Origin of the sequence: Bradyrhizobium sp. C9 (genome assembly GCF_002532045.1) — a bacterium.
In the GTDB taxonomy this organism is placed as follows: Bacteria; Pseudomonadota; Alphaproteobacteria; order Rhizobiales; family Xanthobacteraceae; genus Bradyrhizobium.
In genome coordinates, this window is the sequence record NZ_NWTG01000001.1 from 223,180 (window position 1) to 239,859 (window position 16,680).

Below are 16,680 nucleotides of genomic sequence, written 5' to 3' on the forward strand. Positions count from 1 at the left end.
AGACTTTCGTTCCCGCAACCCCTTCTCGTGAAGATCGGGGTTGCGGGCGGGTTAAGGCTATTGACGGCGCGCGATTTCGGCCTAGAGCAGGCCTGCGCATATCCCGCCCAAGGCCAGCATCTCATGACAGTTTCCTACGTCACGCCCCAGACGATCCGTGCAATGCTTTTGCTGCGCCGGGAGATTGCGCTGCTCGACGTCAGGCATGAGGCGGACTTCGCCACCGGCCATCCGCTGTTTGCCGCCAACATGGCGGCCGGCCGGATCGCGCTGGAAGCCGAGCTGCGACTGCCGCGCAAGGACGTGCCGATCGTGCTCTATGACAATGGTGAGGGCCTGGTCGCTGCCGCAGCCGGCGCGTTGCAGGCACTGGGCTACAGCAACGTTGCGGCGCTCACCGGCGGCTTGCAAGGCTGGAAGGCGGCCGGCTACGAGGTGTTCGAGGACGTCAATTCCTACGCCAAGGCATTCGGCGAGCTGGTCGAGTCGCGCCGGCACACGCCGTCGCTGAGCGCCGACGAGGTCGCTGCGCTGATATCGGACAAGGCCAACATCGCGATCCTCGATGTGCGCCGCTTCGACGAATATGCCACCATGAACATCCCGGGCTCGGTCAGCGTGCCTGGGGCAGAGCTGGTGCTGCGCGCGGGGCGCGCGGCGCCCGATCCCGACACCACCATCATCGTCAACTGCGCCGGTCGCACCCGCTCGATCATCGGTACGCAATCGCTGATCAATGCCGGGCTGCCGAACAAGGTGCGGGCGCTGCGCAACGGCACGATCGGCTGGACGCTGGCGAAGCACGAGCTCGAGCACGGCGCCGGCGCGCGCGGCGACGTCGGGCCGTTCGAAGGCGCCGCCGACAATGCGCGCGACGTCGCCTATCGGGCCGGCGTTCGTCATATCGGCGCGGCTGAACTGGCCGCGCTCGAAGAGGACGCACACCGCACGCTGTATTGCTTCGATGTGCGCGATGCCGAGGAATACGCCACCGGCCATCTGACCGGCTTTCGGCATTATGCCGGAGGCCAGCTGGTGCAGGAAATCGACATGGCCGCGCCGGTGCGCGGCGCACGCATCGCGCTGACCGACGACAGGAGCATCCGCGCCGACATGACGGCGTCCTGGCTCGCGCAGATGGGCTGGGAGGTCTATGTGCTCGACGGCGGCTATGACGGCCGGCTCGAGGTCGGACCGCCGCGTGCCGTGCCGAGGCCCGCCCCCGCGCACCGCTATCGTCGTCCCTATGAAGGCACCGGCATCGCGGAGCAGGCGATGCAGGCCTATCTCGATTGGGAATACGGCCTGGTCGACCAGCTGCGACGTGACGGCACGCACGGGTTTTACGTGATCTAGCGGCTGAGGCGTGACGGCGGCGCGACCGCATCGGTGCCGAGCCGCAGGGACACACCGGCAAAATATCGAAAACAACCCCATGCAAAGTAGCCGGTGGCTGCCGGCGTTCGACATGGCGGCTTGACTCGTCGGGCAAATCAGCTGTATTTTTCCATTATTCCGAAATCGTGCAGACCTGCTTCAGCTTGCGCGGTGTCATCACCCACGCAGGCGGGTGATCCAGTATTCCAGAGGCAGCAGTGCTTGAGCCGAGGGGCAGCGGCGTAATCGATCGCCCGGTCCATGTGCGCGATTGCGCACAGGCCGGGCGATGACAATGGTGACTACTTCGGCAGCGCCACCGGCGTCAGCTTGAACGGGCCGGGGTCCTTGCCCTTGTTGTCGCCGATCACGTAGGACAGCTTGCCTTCGGCGACCCAACCGACATCGCCGACCTGCGTCACCGAGACCGGTTCGGCCAGGCCATCCTTGACGGTGTCGATGGTGGCCTCGCTGCCTTTCACCGTGACCTTGTCGAGCTTGCCGTTGCCCTCGATCAGCAGGAAGCCGCCGCCATGGGCGCGCAGCGCGTCGGCATGGTCGAGCGGCCGCGACGGCTTCAGTTCCGTCACGGCGCCGGCCTTGCCGTCCTTGATTTCGATCTTGAACAGCTTGGCCGGAATGAAGGTCGTGACATAGAGGTTGCCGTCGGCACCGATCGCGATGCCGTCGAGGCCGACGCCGTCGTTGGCCGGCGCGAGTTGCGGATCGGTCGCGAACGTCGCCAGCGCGCTGCCGCCGGGTTTCAGGCTGTAGACGAACGGTGCGAAGGAATCGCTGACATAGGCGGTGCCGTCGGCGCCGACCACGATATCGTTGCAGAACGATTTCGGATCGGTCAGGGCAAAGCTGCCCTTCGGCGCGCCGCTCTTGAGATCGAAGGTCTTTAGCCAGGCGCCCTTGACGTCGCTGGGACCCGCGACGCCCATGGCGCTGATGTCGTTGGAGCAGACATAGAGCGTTCCGCTCTTCTCGTCGGCGAGCACGCCGAGCGTCGAGCGGCTGTCGCCGGCACCCGGCTTGACCAGTTGCTCAGCCTTGCCGCCGGCAATCTTGGTCACGCCGCCATGGTTGAAGCTGCCGACGTAAAGCGTTCCGTCGGAGGTCGAGGTCACGCTTTCCGGAAAACTCTTGTCGGGCACGCCGACCGGAGCGGTTTCAGCGCGCGCGATGCCGGCCGAGCCGAGCGCAAGGATGACGGCCGCAGCGCTCAGAAGCGATGCGCGGCGGATCTTGAGCAGTTCTCCCGTTGCGCGCGGATGTCCCGCGTCGCCGTTGCTTTTTATCATGATCGCGTTTCCTCAATGAACCTGGTTGGACCAGGCAGGAATTGTGAGGCGATCGTCTCCGGTCGATGGTTGTTATCTGCAGGGTTCCCGACCGGATTGTTCACCCGCCTGCCTTGTCGGCTCGATATATACGATAGTATATAGCGAAAGGAAAGCTGCAGAGCGGGAAGCAGTGAGAGCGGGAGCGCGTCATGGAGCGGGAACTGGCGTCGCGCCACCAATGCGTGTGCTGCGGTGGCACTATCGATGGGCTCGCCGACGAGAGTGCGATCGGATTCGAGCCACGGATCGGCCTGTTTACGGATGAGTGTGCGTTCGTCTGCAACGAATGCACCGCGAGCCTGATCGCGGCCGCAGCACGGCGCAGGCAGGAAACGGTTCGGCGGAAGTCGTAAGGCGGAATGCTTTTCGTTCCGTCATTGCGAGCGAAAGCGAAGCAATCCATCTATCCGCGAGCAAATGGATAGATGGATTGCTTCGTCGTTTCACTCCTCGCAATGACGAAGCTGGCTGCGGCACTCAGTCTGGGCTGAATGCGTCGTAAACCAGTTTCAGGAACGCGGGCGTGATGCGCTGGTGCTCGCATGATATCCCATTCCAGGCACGGCATTACGGCAGCCTCTCCGCAGGCAGCTGAGCAATTCATACCTCGAGGACTATCCAGTCAGCCCCGCCAGTTGCTTCAACTCATTGACGACCGGGTCAATGCGCCAGAACTTGATAAGATGTCGCTGCTTGGGAATAAACGTCGCCCTGTCGCCAACCTCAGTTGCGCCCCTAAAATAGATCGTGACGGGTCGGGAATTGATCCAGCGATTTTGCTTGACGTCAGTTATCGCCGTGACGGGAATGCTGATTTCTCGAACATAGTTGGAAACATGGAGATGACGTTCGTCTATGCGTACCCGCTTGAGGCCGGCGCTGGTCCAAAGGATAAATGTCTATCCCAATACCCACAGCGCCAGAAACGCGATCTTCATATGCGGGGGTGGCAATGCGTCGGTTCTGTCATGAAGGTCGCCCCACCAAAGAAGGATGGTTCCCAACCCGAACCCCGATATCCAGACTGCAGGGAATATGAACTTGGCTGAAAACGTCCACGCCGACGATAGGGTCCTTTCATGCACGACGTCGTTGCTCGGTTTCATCGGCAGCCAATAAGCCAAGGGCGACACCAATACACGTCGGCTTCTGTGTCGCCCTTTGTGGGTTAAGCAGACGTGGCGGATTGTGAGTTCACCTTCAGTCCGGGCTGAACGCGTCGTAGACCAGTTTCCGGAATGCCGGCGTGATGCGCTGGCGTTCGTTCTGGGTCTGCTCGAGCATGATGTAGATCATGTCGAGCTTCGGATCGACGCCGAAATAGGTGCCGCTGCCGCTGTCCCATTTCAGTTCGCCGATCGAGCCGGGCGGGGGCGGCCTGGCGATGCCGGGATCGGTGCGCACGGCGATGCCGTAGCCGTAACCAAAGCCGTCGCCGGGGAAGTACCAATAGTCGCGGCCGACGCCGGAGCCCGGCCCGATATGGTCCGTGGTCATGGTCTTGAAGGCCGTGGGGCTCAGATAGCGCTTGCCGTCAAGCTCGCCGCCATTGAGCAACATTTGCGCGAAGCGTGCATAATCGAGAATGGTCGACACCAGGCCACCGCCGCCGGATTCCCATTCCGGATGCGCGCGCCGGTCATTCTCGCCTTCGATCAGGATGGTGTCGGAGGGCAGCGGCTCGGCCAGCCGCGTCCGTTCGGTTTCCGCATCGAGCACGTATCTGGTGTCGTTCATCTTCAGGGGATCGAAGATGCGCTCCTTCTCGAACTGATAGAGCGTCTTGCCGGCGACGATCTCGATCACCCGGCCGAGCACGTCGGTGGAATGACCGTAGCGCCACATCGTGCCCGGTTGGCGCGACAGCGGCAGCCTGGCCAGCCGCGCCACGAATTCCTTGTTGTCGAACTTGCCGTCGAACAGGTGTCCTGCGCGGTAGAGCTTCTGGATCCAGTCGGCGCCGATATACTCGTAGGTGATGCCCGAGGTGTGCCGCATCAGGTCCTCGATCGTGACCGGGCGGATCGGCGGCACCAGCTCGAGCTTGTCCAGATCGTTGCCACCATCCGGCTCGATGCCGACCTTCACGTCGGCGAACGCCGGAATGTATTTCGACAGCGGATCCTGCGGCGACAGCCTGCCTTCGTCGACCAGCATCATCGCGGCGGTGTTGGTGATCGGCTTGGTCATCGAATGCAGCGCGAACATCGTGTCCGGCCGCATCGGCGACTTGGTCGTGACGTCGCGGTAGCCGAAGGTCTTCAGATAGACCGGCTTGCCGTGCTGCTGGATCAGGATGGCGGCGCCTGGAATTTTTCCTGTCGCAACCTCGTTGTCGAAGAACGCGGTGATCCGTTCGAGCTTCTCCGGCGACGGAGCAGGGGCGTCGGTGGCGCGGGCCGCGTCTGCTGTGACAAGTGCAAGACAGAAGATCGCGGTCGCAGCCCCGCGAAGCGTCCGCACGGCATGTCGCGCCGTCCGATCATATCTGCACGACATTGAAAAGCTCGCCCCTGCCTGATGCCCTGAACGCCGCCGTTTTAGCGCAGGCGCCCCCGCACCATAATCATTTTCGGGCGAGTTTATTCCCGAACGATGGTCGAAATTCATACAATTTGCGTGGCGCCGACCGGCGTGCGCACGGCATTCGACAGTACCTGCAGTGCCTGGCTCAGTTCGGCACGATTGCGCGCCGCGCCCAGCGATACGCGGAGGCCACGCGGCGCGGCATCGCCTGCCGCAAAGGCGTCTTCGCCGACCACCGCGAGGCCGTTGCGCATCAGATGCGACAGCAGGTCGGTGCCGTCGAAATGCTTCGGCAGCGGCATCCAGAGATGGTGGCTCGCCGGCCGCGCCGCATAGGCGACGCCCTTGAGGAAGCGGGCCGCGAGTTGCTGGCGCGCCGCCGCCTCGTTGCGGATCGCACGGATGATGTCGGCGGCGACGCCGGAGCGCAGCCATTGCGTGACCAGCGCGACCATCAGCGAGGGCGGCATCTGCATGGTGGCCTGCATGCTGGCGCGCATCCGCTGCTCGGCGCTCGCATCGGGCGCCACCAGATAGGCGACGCGCAAGGCCGGCGCGATGCATTTCGCGATGCTCGCGGCAAGGTAGGTGCGTTCGGGAATCAGGGTTGCGATCGGTGCCACCTGCGGCTCGAGCGGGCCGTAGACATCGTCCTCGATCAGGACGCAGCCGCGTTTGCTGATGATGTCGGCGATCGCGCTGCGTCTGATAGCGCTCATCGTCGCCGTGGTCGGGTTCTGCTGCGTCGGCACCAGATAGACCGCCTTCGGCTTGTGCTTGCGGCAGGCCTCGTCGAGCGCGTCGGGACGGGCGCCTTCCGTGTCCATCGCAACGCCGACCAGGCGGACATCGAGTCGCGCCGCCGCGGCCTTGATGCCGGGAAACGTCAACGCCTCCGTCACCACGACATCGCCGGGCGAGGTCAGCGCCAGCAGCGCGTTGAAGATGATCGCCTGCGATCCCGGATAGATCACGATGCGGTCGGCCGATGCATTCGGCACACGCGGCGCGAGCCACGCGGCACCGACCTCGCGTTCGTCGGCAGTACCGCCGGGACGCGTATAGCCGAGATAGGCTGAAAATCCGGCCTCGGAGCGGATGGTCGCGAGCCCTTGCGCGATCCGCAGGTCGAGATTGGCCTCGACCGGCTGCGGCGGCAGGTTCATCGAGAGGTCGATGTTGACGGGGGCTGATAGTTCGGACGCCGCGCGCGCCGTGGTCTCCGAGACGAAGGTGCCCTGGCCGACCCGGGCGTCGAGCAGCCCGCGCCGCCGCGCCTCGCCATAGGCGCGCGTCACCGTGGTGAGATCGATATCGAGCGCGCTCGCCAGCGCGCGGTGGGTCGGCAGCCGCTGGCCGCGGACCAGCCGGCCGCTCGCGATATCGGCGGCAAGCGCATCGACGATGCGCAGGAACATCGGGCCGTGCCACTCCGAAACTGTAGGGATCCAATCCATGCAATCCAGTGATTTGTCTTTGATTGTATGCTATAGAATCCATATTGTATGGATCATCAGATCAGGTCAAGGATGACGACAATGACCGAGACGGTTTCCCTGCCCAAGGCGATGTGGCGCGGTTTTACGATGAAGTGCCCGAACTGCGGGCGCGGTCATCTCTTCGGCCGCTTTCTCAAGGTGGCGGATCATTGCGAGGTGTGCGGCGAGGATTTCACTCCGCAGCGTGCGGACGATTTCCCGGCCTATCTCGTCATCGTGGTGGTCGGACACGTCGTGGTGCCGGCGCTGCTCTGGATGGAGATGACTTACGCGCCGCCGGCCTGGCTACAACTCGCGATCTGGCTGCCGTTCACGCTGTTCAGCGCGCTCGGATTGTTGCAGCCGACCAAGGGCGCGATCGTCGGCCTGCAGTGGCAGCTCGGGATGGAGGGATTTGCGGCGACGCGGCGCGCGGTGGCGCCAGTGCGGGCGCGAAGCAGCGGCTCCGTAGGGCGGATTAGCGAAGCGTAATCCGCCGTTTTGCTCGCCAACAAAGATGGTGGGTTACGCCGTCGGCTAACCCACCCTACTTCATCAAATCGGATGATGATGCGGCCGGAACATGCGGCCCTTCTCCGTCACCAGTACGACGGCGAGCGCGGCCAGCGTGCAGAGGAAGAAGCCGGTCGCGAACGGCAGCAAGGTGCCGTCGTAGTCCTGGCCGATGGTAGTGCCGACGCCGATCCCGAGCAGGGTGGTGATGGTGCCGTAAAGCGATGACGCAGTGCCGGCGATCTTGCCCTGCGGCTCCATCGCAAGCGCGGTGAAGTTCGCCATCATCAGACCGAACGCGAACATCATCAGGCCCGCCAGCACCATGAACAGCGGCAGCGACAGCGTGTCGGTCTTCACGGCGAGGAACAGCGCGCCGGCGACGATTGCAAAGCCGGTCAGCGCGGCATGCGAGATCACCCGCATGCCGATGCGGCCGACGATGCGCGAATTGAGGAAGCCCGCGATCGCGACGCCGACGGCGCATGCTGCGAAGGCGACCGGGAAGTAATGTCCGAGCTTGAAGACCTCGGTGAAGATCTGCTGCGAAGAGAACACGAAGGCAAACAGCGAGCCCTGCACGCCGCCGGCGGCAAGCGCGTAGCCGAGCGTCTGGCGGTTGGTGACGGTCTGGCGGAACGCGGACAGCACCTCGGGGATCGCCAGCGACTTACGCAGTTCGAGTGGCAGCGTCTCCGGCATCCGCATCGCGCTCCAGGCGAGCGCGATCACGCCGTAGATCATCAAGAGCACGAAGATGCCGCGCCAATGCGTCAGCAGCATCACGGCCTGGCCGAATGACGGCGCGATCACGGGCACCGCGATGAACACCATCATCGCCAGCGACATCACGCTCGCCATTCGCCGTCCGGCGTAGCAGTCGCGCACGATCGAGGTTGCGATCACGCGGGTTGCCGCGGTGCCGAGCCCTTGCAGCGCGCGCGCCAGCAGCAGCGTCTCGAACGAGGGCGCCATGATCGCGAGCAGACCGGCGATGGTGTAGACGGCCATGCCGCCGAGCAGCACCGGGCGGCGGCCGAAGCGGTCCGACAGCGGGCCCATTACGAACTGGCCGACGCCGAAGCCGACCAGGAAGATCGACAGCACCATCTGCGGACGGTTGGCGTCGGCGATCTGGAACGCGGAGCGGATGTTCGGCAGCGCCGGCAGCATCATGTCCATCGCCAGCGGGTTCAGCGCCATGATGGAGGCAATGACGACGACGAATTCCGGAAAGCCCATCGGGCGGTGGCCTGAGGACACCCAGGCATCGGCATTGATGTCAGACACTTAAAACCTCTTGAAGACTCCCAGCATAGCGGCCTTGCTGCATTGCACAATCTGCGTTTTGGGATGGGAGACCGTCGGCGGCGGGTGAGGTAGCCGGGTCATGGAACCGGTTCCAAAGCCATTGGTCGGCGCATTATCGTTGCTGTTGCAACTATTTTCCTCGTCCCGCGCCGGAAGCTCTGCTATCCCGGTACCAGCATCCGTGCGGGGCAGGCGCATCGCCGCCGATCGCGTCCGCACGGCCAAGAACGGGTTTGGGGAGGCCACATGTCCATCGAAATCTCCGCGCGCTCGCGCGGCGCTACGCTGTCGGATGAGGAGCGCAAAGTCCTCACCGCAACGCTCGTCGGCACCACGATCGAGTGGTACGACTTCTTCGTCTACGCCCAGGCCGCCGGCCTGGTGTTCGGTGCGCTGTTCTTCGCGCCGATGAATGCCAACAATCCGCTGCTGGCGCAGATCGTCTCGTTTGCGACGCTCGGACTCTCCTTCCTGTTCCGTCCGCTCGGGGCGATCGTCTGTGGTCATCTCGGCGACCGCTTCGGGCGCAAGAACATGCTGGTCGTCACGCTGCTCTTGATGGGCGCTGCGACCGCGCTGGTCGGCCTGCTGCCGACCTACGCGCAGATCGGCGCCTGGGCGCCGGCACTCCTTATTCTTCTCCGCATCCTGCAGGGCTTCTCGGCGGGCGGCGAGTGGGGCGGCGCGGCGCTGATGTCGGTGGAATCGGCGCCTCGCGACAAGCGCAGCTTCTTCGGCTCGTTCCCGCAGATCGGCACGCCGCTCGGCATGATCCTGGCAACCGGCGTGCTGTGGGTGCTGACCGCGACGCTCGGCAAGCAGGCGATGATCGAATGGGGCTGGCGGATTCCGTTCCTGCTCTCGATCCTCCTGATCGTCGTCGGCATCGTGATCCGCCGTACCGTCGAAGAGTCCCCGGTATTCCTGGCGATGCAGCGGCGGCACAAGGAATCCTCCGCGCCGCTGCGCGAATTGATGCGCAATCATGCGAAGGAGATCCTGCGCACCGCGTTGATCTTCATGGCCAATAATGCGGCCGGCTACATCCTGATCGCCTTCATCATCAGCTACGGTACCAACACGCTGAAGATGCCGTCGGAGCAGCTGCTGCTGGTCGGTACGCTGGCGGCGGTGAGCTGGTTCATTTTCACGCTGCTCGGCGGCATCCTCGGCGACAGAATAGGCCGCGTGCGCTGCTTCCAGATCGGCTACGGGCTGATGGTGCTGTGGGCCGTGCCGATGTGGTTCCTGATCGACAGCAAGAACCTGCTGCTGTTCTTCATCAGCGCGGTCGGTCTCACCATTGCGCTCGGCCTGTCCTATGGCCCGCAGGCGGCGCTCTATGCCGAGCTGTTTCCGGCCAAGGTGCGCTATTCCGGCGTCTCGATCGGCTACGCGCTCGGCGCCATCTTCGGCGGCGCTTTCGCGCCGATGATCGCGCAATGGATCATCGGCACCTACGGCCAGTCCTGGCGCGTCGGCGTCTATATCGCGGTGCTGTCGCTGATCTCGCTGATCACGGTGTCGACGATCAGGGATCCGCAGGGCGTCGATTTGAATGTGAATGACGCAGGAGCGTAGGCTCCGTAGGGCGGATTCGCGGCAAGGCGTAATCCGCCACGGCCGTTGCGCAGGTGGATCACGCTGCGCTAATCCACCCTACGCAACGGCTTGGGCTTCGGTGCCGCCACTCAGATGCGGGCGCCGCGGTTGTAGCCATCGACGAGCTGATTGTAGTCGCGCATCAGCCGGGCCGGCGATCCTTCCACCATCCAGCCGGCACCGGGGTTGCTCAGCATCATCTTCTCGCCGGAGCTGTAAGGCACCTTGTCGCGAGCGCGGCGCATCAGCTGCTTCGCGGTGGTGAGGAATGATTTGGCGCTGCCGATGAACATCGAGCCGAGCTTGGCGTCGCCGTCCTTGCCGGAGGCCTCCTCGGTTGCCTTCACCGTGGTCTCATATTCGTTGAGCGCCTGGGTGATCGCGTCGAGGTCGGGTTTGTCGGCCTGCTGGGCGCGGAGCACGCGTTTGGCCTGGATCATCAGGGCCTCGACATAGTAGTGCGACTTGCGGCCTTCGCTCGCCTCGATCGCGGCCAGCTGCTCGGCGGCACGTTTGTCATTGATCGCCTCGACGCCGGCGCGCAGCGCCTTGTCGGCGCCGGCAAACGCGTCCCATGCCGCGACCAGGCGCGGATGCAGCGCCTTGCCCTTGGCCATCTTGTCGTCCTTGTAGTTCTCCTGGGTGTAGTAGTCGTCCGCCTCCTTCAGCAGCGGCTCGAGCGTGGTGACGGCCGCAACATAGGCATTCGCCGCGGCTTCGAGCCCGGCATCGTGCGGGTCCGCTGCATTGGCGGCTGCGACGCTCGTCTTGCAGTCGGACGTGTCGTAGATCGTGTAGGTGCCGTAGATGATCCGCTCCTTGCCGGTGGGACCGCTTTTGGCGGCCCAGGAAAAGTAGCGTTCGCGGGATTCGTATGATCGCGCCGAGAGACGGTTGATGCACCCGACATAGGCGTTCATCTTGTGCGTCAGTTGCTCGGCGGCGGCGCCCGGCGATGACGCAGGCGGGGCCTGTTGGGCGGCGGCCGGCTCGAGAAAAGCAACGATGGCTGCAATCACAAGGAAGGAGGTGTTTCGCATCGGGAGTCTGCCCTCATCTCGGCCGGAAGTCGGCCGCCTCAGCTTAGGAAAATTGTGTGACGGCAGAAGGTGACGTCACGAGCCTCCGCCGAGGCCGCGCGGCACACTATCGATAGATTTGTTGGTCGGCTACGGGCCGAAAGCCACTACCGCCGGAACCCGGCGATGATGGGCGCGCCTACTTGATTCCGAGCAGCGCCTTCAGCTTCTTGACCGCGCTGTCGGGCGTCGTCAGCACCTCGCGGCCGGTGGCATCAGTGACGCGCTCGGCCGCGGGGGCCATGCTGTACTGCGCGAGCGCGATCAGATCGCAGTCCCGCAAATCCTTCGCCGCCTCGACCACGATGCGATCATGCTCGGCGCGGTCGCCGCGATCCAGCGCCGCCAGCGCGCCCTCGGCGAGTTTCGGCACCAGCGTGACCGATGCTGGAAATTCCGGCGGCATCGACACCAGCGTCGGCGGAAAGGTCGAGAGCAGGCCGATGCGCTTTCCCTTCGCCACCGCCTGCTCGATCATCGCCTCGTTCGGCTTCAGCACCGGCATCGGCGCGTGCGCGCGCGCCACCGCCTCGATGCAGGGGCCGAACGCCGAGCAGGTGAACAGGATGCCGTCGGCGCCGGTGCTGACCGCATAGCGGCCCATGGTGAGGAAGCGCTCGGTCATGCGCTCGGTGAGCTTGCCGTCGCGCGCAAGGTCGGCCGACAGGCTGTCGTCGAGCAGATTCATCAGCCGCGCCTCCGGCCAATGCCTTACGAATGACGCCTCGATCGGCACGATCGAGTGCTTCAGGGCGTGAATGAGCGTGATGCGCATGGTCGTGGTTTTCTTCTCCCTCTTCCCGCTCTTCGCGGCATCGAGACAAGCGAAGCTCGCTCTTGGAGGGCAAGGGTGAGGGGCCCTCGCCCCGCGAGCGGGGCGAGGTAAGAAGCGCTTACTTGAACGGGATCGCGTACATCAAGCCACCCTTGCTCCAGGTGCCGTTGAGGCCGCGCTCGAGCTTCAGGGGGCTGGCCTTGCCGACATTGCGCTCGAAGAGCTCGCCGTAATTGCCGCCGGCCTTGATCGCGGCAACCAGCCATTTGTTGTCGAGGCCGAGCCGGGAGCCGAGATCGCCGGACGCGCCGAGCAGGCGCTGGATCGCCGGGACCTGCGACTTCGTCATCTCGTCGACATTGGCCTGCGTCACGCCGAGCTCTTCGGCCTCGACCAGGCCGTAATGCAGCCAGGTGATGATGTCGCTCCACACCTCGTCGCCGTTGCGGGTGAACGGGCCGAGCGGCTCCTTGCTGATGGTCTGCGGCAGCACGACATAGTCGTCGGCCTTCGGCGCCGCGGTTGCGACCGCGCCGGCGAGCGCGGAGGCGTCCTGGGTCATGGCATCGCAGCGGCCGCCGAAGAAGGTCTGGTACATGGTGTCGGGGCGATCGAACACCAAAGGCTTCCAGTCGATGCCGTTAGCGCGGCCGTAATCGCCGAGCGTCACCTCATGCGTGGTGCCCTGCGCGACGCAGACGGTGGCGCCCTTGAGATCCTTCAGCTCCTTCACGCCGAGGTCCTTCTTCACCACAAAGCCCTGGCCGTCGTAGAAATTGACCGGGCCCTGGCGCAGGCCGAGAGTGGTGCCGCGCAGATAAGTCTGCGTCGAGTTGCGATACAGCACGTCGATCTCGCCGGACTGCAGCGCGGTGAAGCGGTTCTGCGCGGTCAGCGCGACGTAGCGCACCTTGCTGGCATCGCCGAGCACGCCGGCGGCAAGCGCGCGGCAATAGTCGACATCGAGGCCCTTGAAATTGCCCTGCGAGTCCGGCGCCGAGAAGCCGGCAAAGCCGGTCGAGACGCCGCACACCAGCGTGCCGCGCTGCTTGATGGTGTCGAGCGTCGCTGCGCTTGCGCTCGCGATGCCTGCGACGAGAACGGCTGTTGTGATCAATCCCCTGTACATCTTACACCTCCTGCTAATGGCCAATGTCCTTGAGCGCGCTGTCTATTGCAGCGCCTAGTCTTTCGACGATCATGTCGATGTCGCCGGAAGTTGCGATATAGGGTGGGGCGAGCAGCACATGGTCGCCACGCTGGCCGTCGGCGGTGCCGCCCGAGGGATAGCAGCCGAGCCCACCGGCAAACGCTGTGGACTTGATCCGCTGATGCAGCTTCAGCTTGGGATCGAACGACTGCCGCGTGCCGCGGTCGGCGACCAGCTCGATGCCCCAGAACAGGCCGCGGCCCCTGATGTCGCCGACATGGCGGTGATTGCCGAAGCGTTCGGTGAGCCGCTGCTCGAGCTGACGGCCGCGCGCCTTGACCTGGTCGAGCAGCTTCTCCTCGCTGATCACCTTCTGCACTTCGAGCGCGGCGGCGCAGGCGAGCGGATGCGCCAGATAAGTGTGGCCGTGCTGGAACGCGCCGGAGCCGTTGCGCACCGTATCGACGATGGCACCGCTCGCGAGCATCGCGCCGATCGGCTGGTAGCCGCCGCCGAGCCCCTTGGCGACCGCCTGGATGTCCGGGGCGATGCCCTCCTGCTCCCAAGCATGCAGCGTGCCGGTGCGGCCCATGCCACACATCACCTCGTCGAGGATCAGGAGCGCGCCGTGGCGGTTGCAGATCTCGCGTACCGCCTTGAAGTAGCCTTCCGGCGCCGGCACGCAGCCGGCGGTGGCGCCGACCACGGGTTCGGCGATGAACGCCGCGACGGTGTCGGGGCCGAGCCGCTGGAATTCCGCCTCGAGCTCGGCGGCGAGCCGCGCGACGAACGCGGCCTCCGATTCACCGTCGCGCTTCTCGTGATAGGCAAAAGCCGGGGTGACGTGGCTGAACGAGGGCGACAGCAGCGGCGCATAGGGCTCGCGGCGCCAGGCATTGCCACCGGCCGACAGCGCGCCGAGCGTGTTGCCGTGATAGCTCTGACGGCGCGCGATGAAGCGGGCGCGCTTCGGCTCGCCGCGCTCGATGAAATATTGCCGCGCCAGCTTGATCGAGGCCTCGATCGCCTCCGACCCGCCGCTGACGAAATAGACATAGCCGAGGCCGCCGGGCTCGTGGCCGACCAGCCGCTCGGCGAGCTCTTCCGCAGGCTCGGAGGAGAAGAAGCCGGTATGCGCATAGGCGAGCTTGGAAGCCTGCTTTGCGATCGCGGCCAGAATGCGCGGATGCTGATGGCCGAGACAGGACACTGCGGCGCCGCCGGAGGAATCCAGGATGCGGTGACCATCTTCCGCGATCAGCCAGACGCCGTCGCCGCCGATTGCCTTCGGTGGGGTTTCGCGCAGGCTGCGATGCATCACGCGGCTCTTGTTGGCGGCCATGATACTTATCCCTTCTCGACAAAATATTGCGACATCTCGGCAAGCCGGCCCTCGGTCTGCTCCAGCTTGCGCTTGGCGCTCGCACCACCCAGCGTGAAGGCGACGGCGGCCAGCGACTGGGCGACGGCGATCGCGCCGGTGAGGCTCGGGAAGAAGCCGGGCGAGGAGGCGGCCTCGAACAGCAGGAGATGATCGGCGCCCTCGGCCATCGGCGCGCTGATCGTGTCGGCGATCGCGATCAGCGTGGCGTGCGCCTGATGCGCTGCACGCGCCGTCTCGACGCTGACCAGGGTGTAGGGCGCAAAGCCGACCACGACCACGGCGTCGCCTGAGCGGAAGGCGCCGTGGTCGAGATCGAACGGGCCGGAACCGCCGACCAGCTGCACGGCATCGGGGCGGAACAGGCGAAGCTGATAGGTCAGGAGTTCCGCAACGCTCCGGCAGCTGCGAAAGCCCGTGATCCAGATCCTGTCAGCGGCGTGCAGCGCACGCGCGGCGTCAGCGATCGCGCTTGCGGAAATCCGCGCCAACCCCGCGGCTTCAGCTTCGATCTTGTCGTGCACCAGTTTGACATCGGCATTGGGCCCGACGCGGCGGCTCCTGGCGCGGCCGGAAAACGGCGATCCCTGCGCCGGCCGTCGCGCCTCGGTCAGTGCGGCGCGCAATTCGTCCCAACCGGAATAGCCGAGCGCCTTGGCAAGACGGGTGAAGGATGCAGGATCGGCGCCGGCGACCGAGGCGAGCTCGCGCATCGAGCGGGTGGTGGCGTCGTAATCATTGGCTGCGACAAACCGCCCGACCTCCTGCAACCGCATTGGCAGCGACGGTAATGCGCTGCACAATTCGTTCAGGGGCGATGGTTTCGGCTGAGCCTGGGCCATGAAACATATGTTGCACGAGTATCAATTTGGTGCAACATATGAAGTGCGCAGCCCCGAATATGCTCTTGCGCATGGCAGAAGAGCGCTTCTCACCGGGATCCTTGTGCTGTGACGACATCGACGCCGAAACGCCCTCCCTCGCGATCCTGGCGGCTATCGCTCAGCGATCCCCGCGTCGCCGGCCTGTTCTGGCAAGTCCTGGTGGTCGCCATCGCGGTCGCCATCGTCGCCTGGCTGTGGTCGAACGCGGTCCATAATCTCTCGGTGCGGCGCATCTCGACGGGATTTGCCTTCCTCGGCCGCGAAGCCGGCATGCCGATCGCGGATTCCTGGATCGATTACTCGCCGAAGAACACTTACCTGCGCGCCTTCATCGTCGGCATCGTCAACACCCTGCGCGTCGCCGTGATCGGCATCGTGCTGGCGACCGTGATCGGCACGCTGGTCGGCATCGCGCGGCTGTCGTCGAACTGGCTGCTGGCGCGGCTTGCCGCCGTCTATGTCGAGGTGCTGCGCGACCTGCCGCTGCTGCTGCAGCTGCTGTTCTGGTACGTGCTGATGCAGGGCCTGCCGGCAGCGCGCCAGGCGTGGAAGCCGGTCGAGGGCGTGTTCCTCTCCAACCGCGGGCTCATATTGCCGTCGGTCCCGTTGCATGAGGCCAATTGGTGGACGACCCTGGCGCTCGTCGCGGGCCTCATCGCGCTCCATCTCGTCAGGCGCCGCCTGGTTGCGCAGCAGATGCTCGATGGCAGAGCGCGGCCGGCCTGGCCTTACGCGCTTGGCCTCGTGGTCGCGCTGCCCGCGCTGGTGTCGTGGCTGCTGGGTGCGAGCTGGAGCATCATGCTGCCGGAGCTGCGCGGTTTCAATTTCGTCGGCGGGCTGACCCTGGCGCCGGAATATTTTGCGCTGCTGATCGCGCTCGTCACCTATACCTCGGCGTTCATCGCCGAGATCGTGCGCAGCGGCATCCAGGCAGTGCCGCGCGGCCAGTCGGAGGCCGCCAAGGCGCTCGGGCTGAAGCGCGGCTTCGTCTTGCAGCACATCGTGTTGCCGCAGGCGCTGCGCGTCATCATCCCGCCGATGACCAGCCAGTATCTGAACCTGACGAAGAATTCCTCGCTTGCGGTCGCGGTCGGCTACCAGGACATCGTCTCGATTGCCAACACCACGCTGAACCAGACCGGGCAGGCGATCGAGTCGATCGCGCTGATCATGATGGTGTTCCTCACCATCAGCCTCGGCATCAGCCTGTTCATGAACTGGTACAATGCGCGGATCGCGCTGGTGGAGCGCTGAG

At 64.9% G+C, this 16,680-nt stretch carries 14 protein-coding genes; 5 read left to right on the top strand and 9 right to left on the bottom strand.

Annotated elements, in window-relative coordinates; genetic code table 11:
• Positions 1-123: 123 nt before the first annotated feature.
• A complete protein-coding gene (locus CO675_RS00975) occupies positions 124-1,356 on the top strand; it encodes a rhodanese-like domain-containing protein (protein ID WP_097670843.1) in 1,233 nt (410 codons plus the stop codon).
• A 323-nt stretch (positions 1,357-1,679) separates the two neighbouring features.
• Here the strand turns inward: CO675_RS00975 and CO675_RS00980 are convergent, their stop codons facing one another.
• Entirely contained in the window at positions 1,680-2,684 is a 1,005-nt protein-coding gene (locus CO675_RS00980; RefSeq protein WP_097670176.1) for an NHL repeat-containing protein, read from the bottom strand.
• A 191-nt stretch (positions 2,685-2,875) separates the two neighbouring features.
• Here CO675_RS00980 and CO675_RS39720 point away from each other — a divergent pair, with 191 nt between their 5' ends.
• A complete protein-coding gene (locus CO675_RS39720; RefSeq protein ID WP_143278852.1) occupies positions 2,876-3,079 on the top strand; it encodes a hypothetical protein in 204 nt (67 codons plus the stop codon).
• Positions 3,080-3,926: 847 nt separating this feature from the next.
• Here the strand turns inward: CO675_RS39720 and CO675_RS00990 are convergent.
• Positions 3,927-5,225 (bottom strand): serine hydrolase domain-containing protein, encoded by a 1,299-nt coding sequence (locus CO675_RS00990; RefSeq protein WP_502693350.1) that lies wholly within the window; start codon positions 5,223-5,225, stop codon positions 3,927-3,929.
• A gap of 107 nt (positions 5,226-5,332) precedes the next feature.
• Positions 5,333-6,709, bottom strand: coding sequence for an aminotransferase-like domain-containing protein (locus tag CO675_RS00995; RefSeq protein ID WP_097670178.1), 1,377 nt, complete (start codon positions 6,707-6,709; stop codon positions 5,333-5,335).
• A gap of 81 nt (positions 6,710-6,790) precedes the next feature.
• Here CO675_RS00995 and CO675_RS01000 point away from each other — a divergent pair, with 81 nt between their 5' ends.
• Complete coding sequence (locus CO675_RS01000; RefSeq protein WP_097670179.1) at positions 6,791-7,222, top strand: DUF983 domain-containing protein; 432 nt, start codon at positions 6,791-6,793, stop codon at positions 7,220-7,222.
• Between the two features lie 63 nt (positions 7,223-7,285).
• Here the strand turns inward: CO675_RS01000 and CO675_RS01005 are convergent, their stop codons facing one another.
• Entirely contained in the window at positions 7,286-8,485 is a 1,200-nt protein-coding gene (locus CO675_RS01005) for a multidrug effflux MFS transporter (protein WP_502693359.1), read from the bottom strand.
• Between the two features lie 315 nt (positions 8,486-8,800).
• Here CO675_RS01005 and CO675_RS01010 point away from each other — a divergent pair, with 315 nt between their 5' ends.
• Entirely contained in the window at positions 8,801-10,135 is a 1,335-nt protein-coding gene (locus tag CO675_RS01010; protein WP_097670181.1) for an MFS transporter, read from the top strand.
• 110 nt (positions 10,136-10,245) lie between these two features.
• Here CO675_RS01010 and CO675_RS01015 read toward each other — a convergent pair whose 3' ends face one another.
• The 5 genes from CO675_RS01015 to CO675_RS01035 form a co-directional block, all read right to left on the bottom strand.
• Positions 10,246-11,196, bottom strand: a complete 951-nt coding sequence (locus CO675_RS01015; protein WP_245452585.1) for a YiiG family protein — start codon at positions 11,194-11,196, stop codon at positions 10,246-10,248.
• Positions 11,197-11,374: 178 nt separating this feature from the next.
• Positions 11,375-12,010: an aspartate/glutamate racemase family protein gene (locus tag CO675_RS01020; RefSeq protein ID WP_097670182.1), complete on the bottom strand. Its 636-nt coding sequence runs from the start codon at positions 12,008-12,010 to the stop codon at positions 11,375-11,377.
• Positions 12,011-12,128: 118 nt separating this feature from the next.
• Positions 12,129-13,139 (bottom strand): amino acid ABC transporter substrate-binding protein, encoded by a 1,011-nt coding sequence (locus tag CO675_RS01025; protein ID WP_097670183.1) that lies wholly within the window; start codon positions 13,137-13,139, stop codon positions 12,129-12,131.
• Positions 13,140-13,152: 13 nt separating this feature from the next.
• Positions 13,153-14,502: an aspartate aminotransferase family protein gene (locus CO675_RS01030; protein WP_097670184.1), complete on the bottom strand. Its 1,350-nt coding sequence runs from the start codon at positions 14,500-14,502 to the stop codon at positions 13,153-13,155.
• Positions 14,503-14,507: 5 nt separating this feature from the next.
• The gene (locus tag CO675_RS01035; protein ID WP_097670185.1) at positions 14,508-15,383 is read right to left on the bottom strand and encodes a MurR/RpiR family transcriptional regulator; all 876 of its coding nucleotides are present in this window, start codon (positions 15,381-15,383) and stop codon (positions 14,508-14,510) included.
• A 108-nt stretch (positions 15,384-15,491) separates the two neighbouring features.
• Here CO675_RS01035 and CO675_RS01040 point away from each other — a divergent pair, with 108 nt between their 5' ends.
• Positions 15,492-16,679: an amino acid ABC transporter permease gene (locus CO675_RS01040; protein ID WP_097670186.1), complete on the top strand. Its 1,188-nt coding sequence runs from the start codon at positions 15,492-15,494 to the stop codon at positions 16,677-16,679.
• Position 16,680: the final 1 nt, after the last annotated feature.